At 65.8% G+C, this 18,370-nt stretch carries 13 protein-coding genes; 6 read left to right on the plus strand and 7 right to left on the minus strand.

The annotated features are described in order from the left end of the window. Positions 1–299: 299 nt before the first annotated feature. Positions 300–1,637 (plus strand): prolyl oligopeptidase family serine peptidase, encoded by a 1,338-nt coding sequence (locus NZU74_10685; GenBank protein MCS6881791.1) that lies wholly within the window; start codon positions 300–302, stop codon positions 1,635–1,637. A 119-nt stretch (positions 1,638–1,756) separates the two neighbouring features. On the opposite strand, the gene NZU74_10690 is transcribed toward NZU74_10685, so the two are convergent. Then, positions 1,757–3,175, minus strand: a complete 1,419-nt coding sequence (locus NZU74_10690) for an aspartate ammonia-lyase (GenBank protein MCS6881792.1) — start codon at positions 3,173–3,175, stop codon at positions 1,757–1,759. Between the two features lie 342 nt (positions 3,176–3,517). After that, complete coding sequence (locus NZU74_10695) at positions 3,518–4,771, minus strand: radical SAM protein (GenBank protein ID MCS6881793.1); 1,254 nt, start codon at positions 4,769–4,771, stop codon at positions 3,518–3,520. An 865-nt stretch (positions 4,772–5,636) separates the two neighbouring features. Here NZU74_10695 and NZU74_10700 point away from each other — a divergent pair. Then, positions 5,637–6,896, plus strand: a complete 1,260-nt coding sequence (locus NZU74_10700; GenBank protein MCS6881794.1) for a substrate-binding domain-containing protein — start codon at positions 5,637–5,639, stop codon at positions 6,894–6,896. Between the two features lie 135 nt (positions 6,897–7,031). Continuing rightward, complete coding sequence (locus NZU74_10705) at positions 7,032–7,769, plus strand: hypothetical protein (protein ID MCS6881795.1); 738 nt, start codon at positions 7,032–7,034, stop codon at positions 7,767–7,769. 555 nt (positions 7,770–8,324) lie between these two features. On the opposite strand, the gene NZU74_10710 is transcribed toward NZU74_10705, so the two are convergent. Then, the gene (locus NZU74_10710) at positions 8,325–9,926 is read right to left on the minus strand and encodes a hypothetical protein (GenBank protein ID MCS6881796.1); all 1,602 of its coding nucleotides are present in this window, start codon (positions 9,924–9,926) and stop codon (positions 8,325–8,327) included. Further along, positions 9,923–11,479: a hypothetical protein gene (locus NZU74_10715; GenBank protein MCS6881797.1), complete on the minus strand. Its 1,557-nt coding sequence runs from the start codon at positions 11,477–11,479 to the stop codon at positions 9,923–9,925. Before NZU74_10715 ends, NZU74_10710 begins: the two co-directional genes overlap by 4 nt. A 132-nt stretch (positions 11,480–11,611) precedes the next feature. Here NZU74_10715 and NZU74_10720 point away from each other — a divergent pair, with 132 nt between their 5' ends. From NZU74_10720 to NZU74_10730, 3 genes are all read left to right on the plus strand, one after another. Continuing rightward, the gene (locus NZU74_10720; protein ID MCS6881798.1) at positions 11,612–12,367 is read left to right on the plus strand and encodes a polyprenol monophosphomannose synthase; all 756 of its coding nucleotides are present in this window, start codon (positions 11,612–11,614) and stop codon (positions 12,365–12,367) included. 368 nt (positions 12,368–12,735) lie between these two features. Further along, positions 12,736–13,800, plus strand: a complete 1,065-nt coding sequence (locus tag NZU74_10725; protein ID MCS6881799.1) for a sensor histidine kinase — start codon at positions 12,736–12,738, stop codon at positions 13,798–13,800. Between the two features lie 98 nt (positions 13,801–13,898). Beyond that, a complete protein-coding gene (locus NZU74_10730; protein MCS6881800.1) occupies positions 13,899–14,387 on the plus strand; it encodes a pyridoxamine 5'-phosphate oxidase family protein in 489 nt (162 codons plus the stop codon). A 44-nt stretch (positions 14,388–14,431) separates the two neighbouring features. Here the strand turns inward: NZU74_10730 and NZU74_10735 are convergent, their stop codons facing one another. The 3 genes from NZU74_10735 to NZU74_10745 all read right to left on the minus strand — a co-directional run bounded on the left by NZU74_10735 (position 14,432) and on the right by NZU74_10745 (position 18,300). Beyond that, positions 14,432–15,418, minus strand: coding sequence for a hypothetical protein (locus NZU74_10735; protein ID MCS6881801.1), 987 nt, complete (start codon positions 15,416–15,418; stop codon positions 14,432–14,434). A gap of 167 nt (positions 15,419–15,585) precedes the next feature. Then, entirely contained in the window at positions 15,586–16,779 is a 1,194-nt protein-coding gene (locus NZU74_10740) for a DUF4352 domain-containing protein (protein ID MCS6881802.1), read from the minus strand. Between the two features lie 99 nt (positions 16,780–16,878). Continuing rightward, on the minus strand, positions 16,879–18,300 hold the full coding sequence (locus NZU74_10745; protein MCS6881803.1) for a hypothetical protein: 1,422 nt from the start codon (positions 18,298–18,300) through the stop codon (positions 16,879–16,881). Positions 18,301–18,370 lie beyond the last annotated feature (70 nt).

Below are 18,370 nucleotides of genomic sequence, written 5' to 3' on the forward strand. Positions count from 1 at the left end.
CTTCCGCGAGATTGATGTAGCGTATAGTACTACGAAAATGTTATATTCTAGTAAAAAAAGATTGAAAAGTAGATTAAACTACACTCTTTATTGTCATTGACCTTCCGCCGGGCGGTGTTATACTGAGGCCATCGAGTGGGCAGGGGCGCAACCCGGAGGGTTGTGCCCACTGCGAAAACCCGGTTCCCTCCCACCTCGGCCCGCCGCAACCCTGGCGCTTCCCCGACGGCGCTGCGCGACGACGCGACCCGACACTGCGTGTTGAACTGCCTGTGCGGTTGATCGGAAGGAGGCAGCGTATGCGTGCGCGATGGTTGGTGCTGGTTGCGCTCGTGGTCGCCCTGAGCATCGGCGCTGGCGGCATTCGCCCCACCCGGGCGGCGCCGGCCCCTGCCGCCACCCCCGTTCCTGGAGAATGTGTGACAGGCGCGCTGTTGAGCGGGGCGCAGTACAAGATCTGCGTCCCCCAGAGCGGCTGGAACGGCGACCTGGTGCTCTGGGCCCATGGCTACGTGCTTCGTGACGACCCGCTGACGTTCCAGGATGAACTGCCGGGCGATCCGCCGATTGCGTTGCCAACCCTGGTGCAGAGCCTGGGCTATGCCTTCGCCGCCACCACTTACCGCAAAAATGGCCTGGTCGTGCTCCAGGCCCAGGAGGATCTTCTCGAATTGCTGGAAGTCTTCAAGGCAGGCTATCAGACACAAACCGGTCAGCCCTACGCTGGCCGGGTCTACATCACTGGCGCCTCCATGGGCGGCCTGATCGCCACCCTCCTGGCGGAAAAGCACCCCGACAAGTTCGCGGGCGCCCTGGCCGCCTGCGGCATCGTCGGCGACTTCCGGCGCCACGTGAACTACTGGGGCGATTTCCGCGTGGTCTTCGATTACTTCTTCCCCGGCGCCCTGCGACCGCCGCAACTCCTGGCGCCGAATTCGGAAGCCTGGAGGGATCAGTATGGCCCCGCCGTCACGGGGGCCGTACTGGCCAATCCCTCCGGCGCGCGGCAACTCATCGCGGTCACCAAAGCGCCGGTGGATCTCCGGGATGCCTATCCGCATCTCAAGACGATTCAGTCGGTAATGTTCTACAGCGCCCTCTCCGCCGCGGACGCCGAGGATCGGCTCGGCGGCAATCCCTTCGACAACGTGAACCGCTGGTACTGGGGCTCCGAAAACGACCTGCGGCTGAACCTGCGCGTCGCCCGTTTTCGTGCCAGCTCGACGGCCCTGGGTGCCATCCGCGCGAACTACGAGACCAGCGGCAGGCCGCGCGTCCCCATCGTCATGCCCCACACCACCCAGGACGAGGTGGTGCGCTTCGACCAGAGCCTGCGCTACTGGCTGAAGGCCCGTCCCGAAGGCGCGGGGCGGGTGACGGTGATCCCAATCACCCGATTCGGCCACTGCAACTTCACCGCCAGCGAGATTGTGCTGAGCTTCGCCCTGCTGGTACAGCAGGCCACTGGCGCCCTGCCGGCCGCGCTGGCGGCCGAGGCGGCCGAACTCGATGCCGCCCCGCTCGATACCGACCTGACGCCGTACCTGGAGGCCCTGCGCGCCGCCGAGGCTGAAGACGCCGCGCAGCAGGACCAGGCGAGCTGGAACCGGGTCTATCTGCCGGTTCTTGTCCGTTAAAGCGCGCAGGCGGCCCTGGGCGGACCTTACCCGCCCAGGACCGCCAGGTAACGTAACCTTAAAGGTTGCGCAACCACGCAACCCTGGAAGGTTGCGCTACAACCATTCTCCCCCGTCTTCTACCCTGCGGCGGCGATCCCCTGAATGCCGCCCTCGGTCATCTTGCGCGCGTCAATCAGCCGGTCCACCTCCTCGGGGGTGAGCAGGCCTTTCTCGACGACCACCTCTTTGATTGTCTTGCCCGTGGCCATGGCCTCTTTGGCCACTGCCGCGCCGTTCAGGTAGCCGATCACCGGATTGAGCGCCGTCACCAGAATGGCATTCTTGGCCAGCCAGCCCTCGGCCTTCTCGCGATTGGCCGTCACGCCTACCACGCACTTGGTTGTAAAGGCATTGATGGCCCCGATCAGCACGTGCATCATCTCGAAGAGGTTGTGGGCGATGATGGGCATCATCACGTTCAGCTCGAGTTGCCCCGCCTGCGCCGCCAGGCTCACCGCCAGGTCGTTGCCCTGCACGTGGAAACAGGCCATGTTCAGCATCTCGGCCAGCACCGGGTTGACCTTGCCGGGCATAATGCTCGACCCGGGTTGCACTGCCGGCAGGCGGATCTCGTCCAGACCTGTCGCGGGACCGGAGGAGAGCAGGCGGAAGTCATTGGCGATCCGCGTCAGGGTGATGGCCAGGGTGCGCAGCGCCGCCGAGAAGTCCGCCGGGTCGGCCATGCTCTGCATACTCTCAAACAGATTGCCCGAACTCCGCAGGTTCTGGCCGGTCAGGGCGCTGAGCTTCTCAATCATGCGCTGGTGGTACTCAGGATGGGCGTTGAGGCCCGTACCGGTGGCCGTACCGCCGATCCCCAGCCGCCGCAAACGGTCGGCCGCAGTGGCGATGCGCTCGCGGTCATTGCGCACGGCCAGGGCGTAGGCCCCGAACTCCTGCCCCAGGCGCACCGGCACTGCGTCTTGCAGGTGCGTGCGCCCCGACTTCACCACGTCGTCAAACTCGCGGGCCTTGGCCTCCAGGGCGTCGGCCAGGCCGTCAATCGCTGCCAGCAGTTCATTGAGCCGCCAGAGACACCCCAGCCGGATGGCAGTGGGAATGGTGTCGTTGGTGGACTGGGCCATGTTGACGTGATCATTCGGGCTGACCGGCTTGTTCGGGTCGTCGAGGGCGAAGCCGAGGATCTGGTTGGCGCGATTGGCGATCACCTCGTTCAGGTTCATGTTGTGCGAGGTGCCCGCGCCGGCCTGGAAGGGATCGACCACGAACTGATCGGCATGCTTGCCCGCGAGCACCTCATCGGCAGCCTCGATGATGGCGTCGGCCAGGCGCGCCTCGAGCAGACCCAGGTCGCGGTTCACTTCAGCCGCGGCCCGCTTGATCACCGCCTGCGCCCACACAAACGCCGGGTAGGGCTTCATGCCCGAGACGGGGAAGTTCAGCACAGCGCGCTGCGTCTGCGCGCCGTAGAGGGCGTTGGCCGGCACCTGCATCTCGCCGAGTGAGTCTTTCTCGATCCGGAAGCTCTCAGTCATGGCCAGGACTCCTTTGTCGGGCAATACTTGCGTCTGACGGTAGAGATTGTAGCACAGCCTGTCGCCGCCGTCGCCATCCGGGAGACCCCGGTGAGTGCAACCTTTAAGGCCCCGTGGGTGCAACCTTCAAGGTTGCACCCACTGCCTGTTTCCAGGGGGCAGGGGCACGGGAAAACGATTTTCCCCATCCTGCCAGGATTGAACAAGAAAGACCCTGGGAAGGCATGGCCCTCCCAGAGTCTTTCCTGTTCCTGTCATCCAGTGGAGGCTCAGTACGCCCAGGTCTCACTCAGACCCCATATACAGCAATCCAAAATCCAAAATCCGAAATCCAAAATCATGTCACGGGCACTGAATAACCGCCTGGGCCCACAGGCAGCCCCCGCACACCGGAAACTCGTTGCCCAGACAGTCCTCCAGGTTCGCCTCCGACAGATCGCAGCCGCCGCAGGCGGTGCAGGGCGCGAAGGCGAAGTTCTGCACCCGCTGGCGATAGGCCACGTAGCCCGGATCGTTCCACAGATCGAGCAGATCGCGCTCAGCCAGGTTGCCGATGATGTGCCGGTGCGACACGCGCCGGCGCCGGTGCAGGTAGCTGATGTGGTCGTAGAGCAGCGGCGGGCACGGGCTGACGTTGCCGTCCCAACCGATAGTCATCGAGCCGTGCTCGATGAAGGTGCACACATCGTTGGCCCCGCCCAGGTTGTTGCCGGCAAAGGTGACGTTGGCGCCGCTGCGCAGAGCGCGCAGGAAGGCTTCCTCAGTAGCATCGTTCAGATCCATCTTGGGGAAGCTCAGCCGCGGCAGCCACGCCGAGGGCAGATAGGCGATGTCCCGCAACGTGCGGTTGTAGAGCACCTCGTCGCACAGTTCGGGCGTGTAGGGCAGCACATTGCTGACCATAAAGCGCGTCGCTCCCAGCCGCCGTCCCGTGGCGATCACCGTGGGCAGGTCGGCGATGTTGCGCCGCATAGCCACAAAGTTGATGCCCATCTCCGGCTTCGCGTGGTGCCCGGCCGGGCGCAACTGGCGGAAGCGGGCCATATTCTCCAGCACCCTGGGCAACTCCGCGCCGAGGCGCACGTCGGCGTAGCTTTCGGGCGTGGCCCCGTCAATCGAAACCCACAGCACATCGAGGCCCGCGGCGATCAACCCGCGGGCCCGCCGCTCGTCGAGCAGGGTGCCGTTGGTGATCAGTTCGGCGAAAGCCCCCAGCCCCTTGACCCGCGCCACCATCTCGACAATCCGCGGGTGGGCCAGCGGCTCGCCAATACCGCCGAAGAAGACCGCTGGTGGCGGCGTCAGGGCCTCCAGCCCTTCCAGAATCCGTCCGAAGGTCGCCTCGCTCATGCGCCCTTCGTTCACCTCCCAGCTATTGCGCATGCAGGTGCGGCAGGCAATGTTACAGACGTTCGTCGGCTCGATGTACACTTTGTTGAGGTGCGTGACCGGGCGATGGAGGCGCAGGTCGTTCGCGCCGACCTCCAGGCGCACCTGGGCGCCGGGTTCCAGACCCAGATGCGCAGCCAGCTCCGGCGGGATCACCAGCCGGCCTTCGGCGTCTACTTCGGCCCACGCGCTCGGAAGGGTTCCCATACGCCACCTCATGCTCTATTTCAGATTGCCGATTTTGGATTGTGGATTGGGCGCGGCGCATCGCGGAGGCGTTCAGCGCCGTGTTGGCGCTCGAACAGGGCCTCCGGCGCCGCGCGAAGAGCCTGCTCGGCCGTTCCCTGACGCAGGGCTCTGGTCGGATGGAACCGGGCGCGCCATGTTGCTCATCTCGTCGCAGTATAGCAGCGTCGCCCCGGGCGCCCGGTTAATCTATGGCTGCCGCCGGGTGGTGAAATGGCGACCATTCTCTGATACGCCTGGAACAAAGTATCGCGGCTCCTGGGAGGGCCTGGCCATCCCGGACCCTCATCAGGTCGGGGCGCTGTTCCTCCCCCTCCCTCCTCTCAGGTGCAGGGTTTTTGAGCGAGAAGGGGTTTTCGGCATTCCAATGCGCTTGCGGTCCTCACCCCCCCGCACCCCTCTCCCGCGAGCGGGAGAGGGGGGAGTTGGGCGCCCCAATGCCCTGGATGGCGCATGCGACGCGAGGATGGGCCGGAAAACCCTGCACCTGAGAACCCCCTCCCTCTCCACGGCAGGTGGAGAGGGAGGGAGTCGGGGGGAGGGTGAGGACCACATACCCCTTCCTCTGGCGCCTTGCCTGGGCTAGAATGGAAGTGGTCCGGGCCGTCTCCCGTCGGCGCCCGGTCAGTGCAGGCTCGTAGAAGTTCACCAATACGTCTCCAGTAACTAGAGGCGCCGCAGCCAATCTGCAGGCAAAACATCGGACAATAGGGTTTCTCGGAAAGATTGATCCGCACCGATGGCGGCACGAGCGCCGCGGACCACGCGGCTCGGTGTTCTAAGTGGATCAAGCATTCCGGTCAGCGCTCTAGCTATCGAGGACTGTATGCCCTTTCTCTATCGCGCCATCGGGCTGGGTTTCCTCGCCTGCTGCCTCCTTGCCCTGGCGCTCAAATTGCTGGTGCCATTGCCCGCGCCGCTTGGCTACGCCCCGCTTGATCTGGGCCTCGGCCCGCGGATCACGCCGGTCGAGGTGGTGATCTGGTATGGCACCGAGAAGGAAGCCTGGCTGGAAGAGGCTGCGCGCCGCTTCCAGGCCCGCGGCGAAACTATCGGTGTCCGCCCCATTACCGTTCGTCTGATAGGCATGGGTTCGCGCGAGATCGCCGAGCGAGCGGCTCGCCAGGACTGGAGCGTCGCCCCCCGCCCGGTGGTGGTCAGCCCTGCCAGCAGCCTCTGGACCGATACCCTCGCCAGCGAGTGGGCCGCCCGTAACCGCGCGAGCATCATCGCCGGCGAGGCCACGCCCCTGGCCCTGACCCCGCTGGTCGCCGTGGCCTGGGAGCAGCGCGCCCGCCTGCTCTGGCCTGACAGCGCCGCCAATTTCTGGAACGACCTCCATGATGCCATCGCCAACGAGGGAGGCTGGAGCGCCGTGGCCGAGGCCCGCGGCTTTGGCCCCGACACTCGCGAAGGGCAACAGGCGCAACGCTGGGGTCCGGTGAAGCTTGGCCATACCTCGCCGCTCACCTCGAACAGCGGCACGCAGACCCTCGTGCTTATGGCCTATGCCTTCCACAACAAAACCGCCGGCCTGACCGTCGCCGATGTTGAGAATCCGAACTTCCTGACCTGGCTTGAGGAGATGGAGGTCGGCGTCTACGATCTCGGCTCGAGCACCGGTACGCTCATGCAGCAAATGGTGCAGCTCGGCCCGAGCAGCTACGACATCGTGATTGTCTACGAGAACCTGGCCATTGAATACATGGCCGCCGGCGAGCAACGCTGGAACCAGCCCCTGCGCGTCTATTACCCTCCGGCAACCATCTTCAGCGACCATCCCTATGCGATTCTCGATGACCCGCTGACGACCAGCGAAGAGCGTGAAGCCGCCCGGCGCTTCCGCGACTTCCTCCTCCAGCGCCCGCAGCAGGAACTGGCCCTCCAGTACGGCTTTCGCCCCATTGATCCGGATGTCGTCCCCGGCGGCAACGACGCTGCCAACCCGTTCGCGCGCTACGCCAGCCGCGGCATCAGCCTGGACATCGCCGCCCAGGTCGAGTCGCCCTCGGCCGACGTGCTGGCGGCTCTGCTCAATGCCTGGGACCGGCGCATCCGCCCCCTGGCGCCTGCCGCGAGACCTTGAGGTGATGGTAGATGATGAAGCTTCCGGTGACGCAAGGCTGCAAAGACGCAACATGTTCGTAGTACTGATTGCGATGCTCTACGTCTCCGCGCCGTTGCGTCACACTATCTGAAGAAATGCTCTAGAGGAACGCCAATGCGCAATCCTTACGCCTACACCGCCCGGCAACCTCTCGCGCTGATGGTGTTGCTCGCCGCTATCGCCGCCGGCCTGTTGCTCTACTGGTGGCTCCTGCCCCTCGGCCTGCTGGCCTACGGCGCCATGGTTGTCATCGGCGGGCGTAGCCCTGTGGTGATCGCCGCCAGCCAGCGCCCCGTGCGGCCCCGCCTGCACAGCGCCACCTTCCGCGACCAGCTCAACGCTATCGAACGCTCGCAGCGCGAGATCGAGCGCGCCGTGGCCCGGGCCAGCCCGCCCCTGGCCAGCCTGCTCGCCCGCATCACCACCCAGACCGGCGATCTCGTCGAGCAGGCTTACGCCCTGGCCGACCGCGGTCAGGTGATCGAAACCTATCTGACGCAGATCAAGCCCGAAGCGCTGCAGGACCGCATCACCAAAATCAACTGGCAGATCTCCAGCGCCAGCGACCCCTTCACCCGCCAGCAACTCGAAGAGACCCGCGCTGCGCTTCTGGAAAAGCAACGCAATGCCAGCGACCTGACGACCTACATCGGACGCATCAAGGCCCAGCTCGAGCACATCCACGCCAGTCTCGACAACGTTCTGGCCGAAACGGTGCGCCTGAGTACTGCTGATGTGGTCAGCGCCAGCCCTGCGACCAACGAGGTCGCCCAGCGCCTGGCCGACCTCAAGAGCGATATGGACACGTTCCAGCGCGTCCTCGATAACGCCGTGGCCAGCGCAACCCCATGAGCAGTCTATAAATAACAATATGGTTTTTTGCTAAGCTACGTTGTCTGGAAACAAAGTCGTTCGCCAAACCCCCACCCCCTCCCTAACCCTCCCCCGCTGGGGGAGGGGGGCTGGCTCCTCTCTAACGGCGGGGAGGCTTTCTCAGGTGTAGGGTTTTCCGGCGCATGCTCGCGTCGCATGCGCCATCCGGGGCATTGGGACGCCCAACTCCCCCCGCTCCCGCGCGCGGGAGCGGGGAGCGGGGACGGTGAGGATTGCAAGCGCATTGGAATGCCGAAAATCGCTTCTGGCTCGAAAAACCCTACACCTGAGACGGGGGGAGGCTGGGAGTGGGGCGGAAATGCCGGGAAACTTAGAGGTGCGTGTGGCCCTTCTCGCCTGCATTGAACCGAGGTTTCCCGATCACCGCGACCGCCAGGACGCAATAGCCGGGGGGCCGGCATCACTGCCACGAACCCGTTGCGCCTTCGCACCTTTGTGTCAACCGTTCGAAGAAACGCTCTAGAATAGCCTTCAATCCAAAATCCCAAACCCAAAATCCTAAATCGTATAACACTACCGCCGTCGCGCGAAGTAACTCGTCTCCTCATCCGCGAAGCGCAGCTCCCACTCCTGCGGGCGCGCCCGCGCCCAGTCCACGAGCGGTTCCTGCTCGGTATTGCTCAGCAGCAGCCCGTCCACGGCATAGGCGGCCAGCAGCCGTTCCACCTCCAGACCGCTGTTGAGCAGTTGGTAGTCGCGCCACTGCTCAAGCGGATACAACTCGATCCGCGGGTCGGCCCACACTGGCTGCTCGGGCGCCGCCCAGATCAGGTAACTGCCGTAGCTCATGGCGTGGAACAGCCGCGCCGGGCGCTGCAGGTCGCCGCGCAGACGCTCCACTGCCGCCACGGGCGTCTGCGGGTCAATCAGGGCGCCCAGTTGCGGCGGCAGACCCAGGGATGGCTTGACCCACGGCAGGGCCAGCGCCAGCATCAAGGCGATGACACCCGCCAGGGCCGCGTTCAGCGCCGGCAGCCCCTGGTACGCCCGGCGCGCCTGCCCCTCCCCGACGCGCCAGGCCGCCAGTTGGACCACCAGCAGCGGCGTGGCCGCCGCAGCGAACCAGATATTGTTGCGCACCGCGCTGAGGGCCAGCCAGAGGAAGACCCCCGCCGTCAACAGATCCACCGGATCGGGCGTCCGGCGGGCATAGGCCAGGATCACCATCCCGGCCAGCAGAAAGAGGAAGAAGATCGCCCCGTTCGGGTCGCGGACGGTCGGCGGCGCCCACTCGGTGACCAGCCCGGTCACCTGCGAGCTGCTCAGGAGGTTGCGCACATAGCCGAGCACCTGCGCGCCGCCGGGGTTAAGCAGCCAGCTTGCGCCGGTGAGGGCGCCGGCCAGGACCAGGTGCCAGAGTGGCGGGCGGGCGGGCGGCGGAGTTCGCTCCAGCATGTCCTCGGCCCGACCAACCGGCCGGCTGGCCCAGGCCCGCGCTTCGGCCCGCTCAGCGAACCAGCGTCGCGCCGCTTCGCCCACGAACACCAGGGCGATCAGCGCCCCGCCAAGCACAAACGAGCCGTGCAGGTTCACCCACACCAGGCCAAAGAGCGGCAGGAGCAGCAACGGCCAGTAGAAGCGCGCCGGAGCGGCCCGGCTGCCGCGCAGATCCGGCAGGCGCCATGCGCTCAGCACGTAGAGCGAGGCGATGAACAACGGCAGCGCGTAGGTCTGCGGGCGCACGATCCAGTTGTCGAAGGAGGCCGGCATAGTGCCCAGGAGCAAAAACCCCGCGCTCAGCCGCACCGCTCCGCTGCGCCGCACACACAGGCGCAACAACAGGCCGTAGGCCAGCGCCAGCACCAGCGCCTGCACGATGATGATCAGCGGCACGCCGCCGAGCTGGTGCAGCGCGTAGAGGAACACCTGCGCCAGCCAGCTCTGATTGTAGAATGGCTCGCCGGCGCGGGTATACGAGAAGCTGTCAACCGTGGGAATCTGCCCGCTGCTGACGATCAGCCGGCCCGTGGCCATGTGCCACCAGAAGTCGTGAGGTGGAATGGGCGTCAACAGGGCCCGCAGGGCGACAAACGCCACTGCCGCGAACAACCACACCTGGTCGAGACTCAGCCCTGCCAGCGCCGCTTTGCCCTGTTGTCCGGCCACGATCCTCATCGGCGCCACACCTCGGTGCGACCGTCGGCGTAGGTGCGCTGCCAGCCGGGGAGGGCCGGCAGCGTCCGGGCCAGTTCCGGTTGCAGTTCTCTGTCAATCACCGCGCAGGCGATGGCGTATCGGTCAAAAAAGCCGGCCACGTCGCGTCCCTCGCTTACTGCGCGGTACTCCTGCCATAACTCCAGGGGGAACAACTCCACCCGCGGATCGATGAAATGCTGCGCTGCAGGGTAGAGCGCCCAGGCCATGTACGAGCCGTAGCCCATCTCGTTGAAGATCCGTCCCTCGCAGGGCGCCGCCAGCAGATGCTCTACCGCGCCGACCGGCGTCTCGGTAGTGAAGAGCAGCGGCGCGCCGGGCATCTCCACAAACAGATCACGGTAGGTCTGCGGCAGGTTAAGCAACGGCTTGCTCCAGGGTTGCACCGCTGCCACCAGGGCCAGCAAGCCGAGCGCGACGGCCAGATTGGCCGCGCCGCCCGCGCCCCGCTCGCGCGGCGAGGGCCGCACCGCCCCGAAAACCGGACGCGGCGCCGCCAGAGCCTGCGCGGCGATCGGCATCGCCACCATGCCCCACCAGATAACGTAGCGCATCCCAACGAAAGCCTGCCATCCCAGCCCGCAAACCAGCAGCACCTCGGTGATGCTCGGGCGGCGGCGGGCGAAGGCAAAGGCGGCGATCACCCCCAGCACGCCCAGGTAAAATGCCGCGCCGGCCACGCTCCGGGGCGTCGGCGATTGCCACTCGCCGATCAACTGCTGGCTGGGAGCATTGCCGAGCATATCGCGCACGTAGCCAAACACCCCCGGTCCGAGGGGGTTGAGCAGCGTCGCCGCCAGCATCGCCGCCGCCGCTATGCCGAGGGCGCGCAGGCGCGACCACGGCAGCGCCCGCGGCTGCCGCAGCGCCCGGCGCAGGGTCTCGCCGACCAGGAAGGCGCCTGTTACTAGCAGGCCCAGCACAAAGGCCCCGTGCAGGTTCACCCACAGCGCCATAATCAGTGGCAGCGCCGTCAGCCAGCGGGGGGCCAGGCGCCCCTCGGCGTAGCGGCTCAGCAGCATGAATACCGCCATGAAGGGCAGCCACGACCAGATCTGGGTGCGCAGCAACACATTGTTGATCGCCATCGTCGCCGCGACGAAGACCGCCAGCGCCGCCAGCCGCCACGACCCGCTACGCAGTCGCGCCTCGACCGCCACCAGGGTAAAGACCGCCGCGCCAAGCAGATTGCGCGCGAATACGACCAGCGGAAAGCCGCCCAGGCGATACAACTGGTAGAACAACCACTCCCCCAGCCAGCTCTGGTAGACATACGGATGATCAGCCGGCAGTGTCCAGGCGAAGAGATTGGTGGTGGGGATGCCACTGGTCGCGATCAGCTCGCCGGCCTTGAGGTGCCACCAGAAATCGTTGGGCGAGGTGGGCACCAGGCTGATGCAGGCCGCAATCACGCTCAGCGACAGGAGCGCCCACAGATGCTCAAGGCGCACAGCGGGCAGGGCGCGGGGTGTTGCTCGCGAGGCGGTGAGATCGGCCGCTGCATTCGTTTCCATAACGGTTTCCGTTCGTTTGCGCGCCTTCTGGTACGTGCACGAGGGTATAATAGCATCTGCCTGTTACGGGCGCGCCCGATGCCTGAGGCTGCCAGCGTTGCCGCCATTTTCCAAAGCGAGGCTCCAGCCCCTATGCTTACAGTACCAGCCGGCCGTCAACTCTCCTTCCATCCTCCTCCCGCCGTCGCCGATTGCACGGTGGTCGTGCCAACCTACAACGAGGCGGAGAACATCATCCAGTTGATCCACCTCCTGCTGGAAGATCCGCGCTGCCGGGTGCTAGTGGTGGACGATGCCTCGCCCGACGGCACCGGGGCGCTGGTGGCCGACCTGGCCCGTGCCGAGCCGAGGGTGGGATTGCTGGCGCGTCCGGGCAAACTGGGGCTTGGCACGGCCTACATCGCCGGCTTCCAGCGCGCCCTGGCCGAAGGGGCCGAATACATTTTCGAGATGGACGCCGACTTCTCCCACGATCCGCGCTATCTGCCCGAGTTGCGCGCCGCCGCCGAAAACGGCGCCGACCTGGTCATCGGCTCGCGCTACGTACCCGGCGGCGGAACCGCCGACTGGGGCCTGGCACGCCGCATCATCAGCCGCGGCGGCAATCTCTACGCCGGCCTGATCCTGTCGCTTCCCGTCGCCGACGCTACCGGCGGCTTCCGCTGCTATCGCCGCCGCGTGCTTGAACAGCTCGATCTTACTGCCGTCCGCTCGAATGGCTACGCCTTTCAGATCGAGATGGCCTACCGCGCCTACCGGGCCGGGTTTCGCATCGCCGAGGTGCCAATCATCTTCCCCGACCGGCGCGTGGGCCGCTCGAAGATGTCGCGCCGCATCGTCATTGAGGCCCTGATCAACGTCTGGAAGTTGCGCCTGGGTCTGATCTGAAGGGATAAGGAGTTTGTGGACCAAGTTTTTCGCTAAACCTCCACCCTCTCACCAACCTTCCCCCGCCGGGGGAGAGCGCCCGGCGCCTCTCCCAACAGGGGGAGGGGGGAGGTTCTCAGGTGCAGGGTTTTCCGGCGCATCCTCGCGTCGCATGCGCCATCCGGGGCATTGGGACGCCCAGCTCCTCCCTCTCCCGCTTGCGGGAGAGGCGGGCAGGAGGGTGAGGGGCGTAAGCGCGCTGGAATGCCGAAAACCCCTTCTCGCTCAAAAACCCCACACCTGAGAGGAGGGCGGAGTGGCAGAAATGCAGGAGGCGCAGCCTCCAAACTGCAAGCCAGGTTTGAATCACTAACCTTCCGGAGGAACCAGTGACAGCCGAGATCGCTGAAAAAATTGACCAGTTCGTGAGCGCCTACCGCGAAGAACTCGAGCGCACGCGCCGCGAGGTGCAGGAAGTTGAGGTGCTGGTGCGTCAGAGCACCGGAGAAGTCGAGAAGCTCGGCCAGCGCGAGCTGGCGGTCTCGAACCGGCTGCGCGATCTGGAGGTCAACCTTGACCGCTACAGCAAGGAGGAGATCAAGAACTTTTACACCGCTGCACAGGAAGTGCAGATGCGCCTCCAGATCATGCGCGGCCAGCTCGAACAGATGCAACTGCGCCGCGATGCCTTGCGCGCCCGCCAGAACCAGTTGGCCGACGTGGTGGCGCTCCTGGAGGAGGTGCGCGACACCCTCAAGCGCGGTGCGACCTTCGCCTCCGATAACGGCCTGGATGCCGATTCAATGATCGCCAATATCATCCAGTCCCAGGAGAGCGAGCGCCTGCGCATCTCCCTCCAGATGCACGACGGACCGGCCCAGGCGATGAGCAACCTGGTGCTGCGGGCCGAGATCTGCCAGCGTCTGCTCGATCACGATCTGGAACAGGCCCGCGCCGAACTGAATGGTTTGAAGACGGCTATCAACACCACCCTCCAGGACACGCGCAAACTCATCTTCGACCTGCGTCCGATGACCCTGGACGATCTCGGTCTCATCCCGACTCTGCGCCGCTACGTGTCCCAGTTTGGCGAAAAGAGCGGCCTGGAGATCAACCTGCTGGTGCAGAGCCTGGAGCAGCGGCTGCCCAGCCATTACGAGGTGACGATCTTCCGCTTCTTGCAAGAGGCGCTCAACAACGTCGCGCGCCATGCCAATGCCAACCAGGTGCGGGTGCTCCTCGACGGCTCGGGGAACACCTTGCAGATCCTGGTCGAAGATGATGGCAGCGGCTTCCACGTGAGCGAGACCCTCAACAACCTGAACGCTCGCCGGCACATGGGCATCGCCAGCATGCGCCAGCAGATCGAGGTGCTGCTCCGCGGCGAGTTTGGCATTGAGAGCGCCATCGGACGCGGCACCCGGGTAGCGGCGACTATCCCGCTCCCTTCATGACGGTTGCATACGCTGCATGCCCATCATCGCCAGCTCGCGCGAGGACGCCGCATGCGGCAATCCAAAAACCACAATCCCATATCCCCTGAGAGGCGCCTATGCAAGCCGAAGATCGCGCAGCTCTCCGCGAGCTTATCACTACCCATCGCCAGGCCGCCCTGGGAACAGTGGACGCTGGCGCGCCGTTCGTGTCAATGGTGCTCTACGCCCTGGAATGGCGCGCCGGGGCCGGGCCGGCATTCATTATCCATGTCAGCCGCCTCTCGGCCCATACTCGGCACCTGCGCGCTGACCCTCGCGCCTCATTGCTGGTGATGCAGCCCGATGTAGGCGCCGGCGATCCCCAGGCGCTCGCTCGCGTTACCATCCAGTGCCAGGCCATGCCCGTGGCCGCCGATGACCCGACCTATCCCGCCGCGCGGGCGGCCTATCTGGCGCGCCTCCCCCAGCAGGAGTACCTGTTCAGCTTTCCCGATTTCACCCTCTTCCGCCTTGAACCCCAGGCGGCTCGCTACGTCGGCGGTTTTGCCCGGGCCTTTTCCCTGACCGCCGACCAGCTCGCCGAGATTCTGGGAACTGCGTCCTGAGGGCGCCTCACACGTAGAGCGCCTGGCACAGGCATGCCGGCGCCTCAGCCATGCGGAGGCGCTTCCGCGTCCGTCTCAGAGGGCGTCTCCCACGGGTCGCGCGCCCACTTTTTGTAGATCGCCAGAATCGCGATACTGAACAGGATGGCCACAATTGCGATCCCCACCTGCAGGGGGCGCTCGGCCGACAGCGCCACCCGCAGCAGAATCGTGGCCAGCACAAAACTCGCTCCGCGAAACACTTGCTGGTAGGCGTCCGAGAGTTGCAGTGACAGTACCAGGATGAGGATGTCGGCCACAATCATGATCGCGAACAGCGTCTGGAAGAACGGCGTGGTCGGCGAAAGAGACGGCTGCGTGGCAGCTACCCCTGACAGCGCGGCCCAGGCGTCGCGCACCCACTGGATCAGCGTGCTGCCCAGCAGTGCTGCGAACACCAGGCTCAAGACGAACGCAATCGCTTTCTTCCGTTCGATGAAGCGCTCCAGTACCGGGCTGGGTGTGCGGAGCGCCTGCTGGTGCGCCGATGGCCACCCCGCCACCCAGTAAAACACCGATACCAGGCCAAACAGTACTACCCCGCCAACGATGTCGAGACCGAGGCGGATCTGGGCCTGCAGATCTTCCAGCAGACTGCCGAGATGTTCCAGACTGGCGAGATCCTTGAAACCATTTCGAATAACGATCAGCGAAATGATCTGAAACTGCAAAGCCATGGCCCGTGTGGTCGACTCGGGTATGGCCAGCACGAGCAACAGCACTTCAAAGATCAGAATGGCGGCGAATGGCGTGTACAGGGCCGCCAGCCAGTTGCGCCCCACCAGGTTCTCGAGCGGCCCGCCGATGAACCACGCCAGGGCGATCAGGCCCAGATGCAGCAGCAGACCCCAGGCCGCGATCTGCACCATCGCCTGTTCGGCGGCGTGGCGCCGGTGGGGCGCGGCAATCCAATCGTAGCCTCGAGCCAGTAGCGCGACCGGCGAAAACCGTCGCTCAGACGCTGCCACCGGCGAGGTCAACGGTCGCCCCATAGTCAACCCCCTTCGCATGCGGTGAATGATCGCTCGCTGCACGAATGGAGCCTCGCAGCCCGTCTTCAGCGTACCAGAGCGTTCAGGCAGCGTCAACTATCCGCACTATGCCGATCTCGTGCGGATGCGTCGCCCTTGCTCTACGATGTCCGCAATCGGTGATGACACTAGGGGCCAGAGGTGACGGGAGGGGTCGCTTCTCCGATGGGCCAGCCAGCAGGGCCCGCACCGGATACCAGGAGCGCCAGACCCTGGGCATCGGGTGGAACGTCAAACAGGAGCGGGACGCTACGCATACCGCTATGAGGAGCAAACTCGTCTTCGAGAGCCAGATCGCCGCGCCGGGCGCGCTCATAGAGCGCCAGGTAGGCGCTTGAGGCCCCTGGAACCGGCGTGTACGCCCGTCCGCTGGCATCGCGCACCAGGAACAGATCGGGCGGCAGGCGTCGCGGCTGCGGCTGGTTGTTGCTGACGGCCACAACGGCCAGCACGAACCGGCCTGAGGGGCGCAGGTCGCCGATCGCGCCGTCGAGAGTGACGGCATAGTCAGGCCGCAGCAGAGTGATACTCCAGCCATCGTGATCCACGACCGTGCCCAGGGGTAGGGACGCTGGCGCAGGCGGAATCGTGGGAGGCGCGGCGAGGGTCGGTGCGGGAAGCGCCGCTGGCTCGCCGGGTGTGGGACCGGGCAGTGGTGGCGTGACCTGGAGCGGCGTTCGATCAGGGCCGGCGGTCGAGCGGGGAGAGGGCGCGGCCAGCGCTCCTGCGGCGCCGCTCGGAACCGCGGTGTTGGGCGCGTCTCGCGCGTTGCCCGGCATCGTTGGCGCTGCGGGAGGGTTGGCCGCCTGCCGGCCGTCGAGCAGCGCGCGCCCGATGACGACGCCCAGGAGTAGCAGCAATATCAGGATGACCCCGCTCATCAACGCATCGAGGAGGGGAAACGAGCTTCGCGTCCGCTCCTCCTCCGCCGGTTCAGGCGGCGCGGCTGCTGTGCCAGCGGCCCGCCTCGCCGTAACCGGCGTCTCCTCGGACGTGGGGTGCGGCGGAGATGGCAGACTCGTTGGCGAGATCGCGGCAGTTGCGCCTGACCGGCCGTTCTGCTCCGTCAGGCGTTGCAATGCGTTCCGGGCGTAGACGTTCTCCGGATCGAGGGCCAGAACGCGCTCAAGGGCCATCCGCCGTTCATCGGGCGAGGTCGCAACGGCTGCCAGACCGAGCCAGGGACGCGCATCCCGGGGATATTCGCGGGTCAGGGCGTTGAAGAGGGTACGGGCGCTGCCCGTGTTGCCACCCTGAGCCAGATCGCTGGCCAGCGCAAGCAACTTGTCGAGGTCTGGCCTGGGAGGGGAGGGCTGGCTCACGAGGTGCACCCTGGCTTGTCAATCCGTTTGTTCCCTTGCTCGACACCTCCATGCCTCCGCGATTCGATGGTGTGGAGGTGTGGAGGTGTGGAGCGATGGTCAGACGCTTCGCAGGACGAGCCAGCCCTGGCCGGGATTGCTCCGGGCGAAGAAGATCAGATCGGTGGCATCGGGCGCCACATCGAAGACGATCGCCACGCTCCGCGTCAGGCCATCGGGCGGCAGTGGCTGGGTATGGGCCAGATCGGCGTTCACTCCAGGCACGACGTAGGCGGCCGAGACTTCAGGGCGCGCCTCCCAGACGCGGCCCTGCGCGTCTTTAAGCACAAAGAAGCTGCTGGGTACAGGCTGCACGGTTCCGGTGTTATTCACGACGAAGGCCAGAACGACCACGAAACGGCCGTTCTTAGGAGCGTACTGACCGAGATTGCCCACGATGGAGGCCGCAAAGGTCGGCTGGTTGAAGTCGTACAGCCATCCCTGGCTCTGCAGCGGCGTATTGGCAGGCACAAGCGCTGGACTGGCCCCGCTGACATCGGCTGGTGGAGCGGCTGTCGGAGCGGGGGCCGTAGTCTCGCCAGCAGGAGGACCCGCGGTGGTAGGCGCGGGCCGCGCGCCGGGCGCCCCTTCGGTCGTGGGAGCCCCCTGTGTCCCCGGCGTGGCCTCCGCCCCTGGCGTGGTCTCCGTCCCTGGCGCGCCTGGCGCGACGGGTGAGGCTTCTGCTCCGGCGGTTGCCTGCGGGACGCCGCCGGGGAAGGCGCCGATAGTGGGCGCCGGGCCAGCCTGGGCCGTCTGCGCTGCGGCAGTCTGAGCGTTGCCCGTGACGGCCGCCTGACCGCCGCCGAGAAGATCGGGGAAGAGGAAGGCAATCAGCAAGCCGATCAAGCCAAGACCGACAAGGAAAATCAGCAAGGCCAGCAGAGGGCTGATCCCGCTACGCGCTGGCTCAAGTTCGTCTTCTTCCACGTAGCGCGCTGAACGTTGAGCTGAGCGCCTGGATGCCTGTCGGCTGCCGACAGGCTGGCGGGCGCCCGTGGCGGCGCTCGCTGCGGCAGCCCCCGTCGCGGTGGCTGTGCGCTCCTCAGCCGCGGCTGCGCTCTCGACCCGCCGCACCGGGCCGGAAGTGTCGGCGGCGATGGCTTCGGAAAGGCTGTCAAGCTCGGCGAAGGCGTCGTCTTCGTACTCGTAGGCGGCGCTCGCCGCTGCGGCGGGCGTTGCATCTGCGACTGGAGGGGCGGGCGCCGGCTCAACCGGGGCGGATGGGGCAGGCGTGGCAGGATGCACGCCAAGGGCCTTCAATCCCTTGATAGCCATTTCGTTGTCTGGATCCAGCTCCAGCACCCGCTCCAGCGCGGCCTGGCGCTCTTCGCGGTTCTCGGCGACGCCGGCCAGCCACAGCCAGCCCTGTACATTCGTAGGCTCCTGACGGGTCAGCAGGCGAAAGAGTTGACGCGCTTCCTCTTTCTTGTTATCGCGTGCGGCTTCGATGCCCAGTTGCAGGATGCTGTCTGGCTCCGCCATGCCCGATCCTTCCTCATTAAAACACGATTTCGGTATTGCCCGGCAATCTGCCCTCCATCTCGCGGTTATT

Source organism: Chloroflexaceae bacterium, from assembly GCA_025057155.1.
GTDB lineage: Bacteria > Chloroflexota > Chloroflexia > Chloroflexales > Chloroflexaceae > JACAEO01.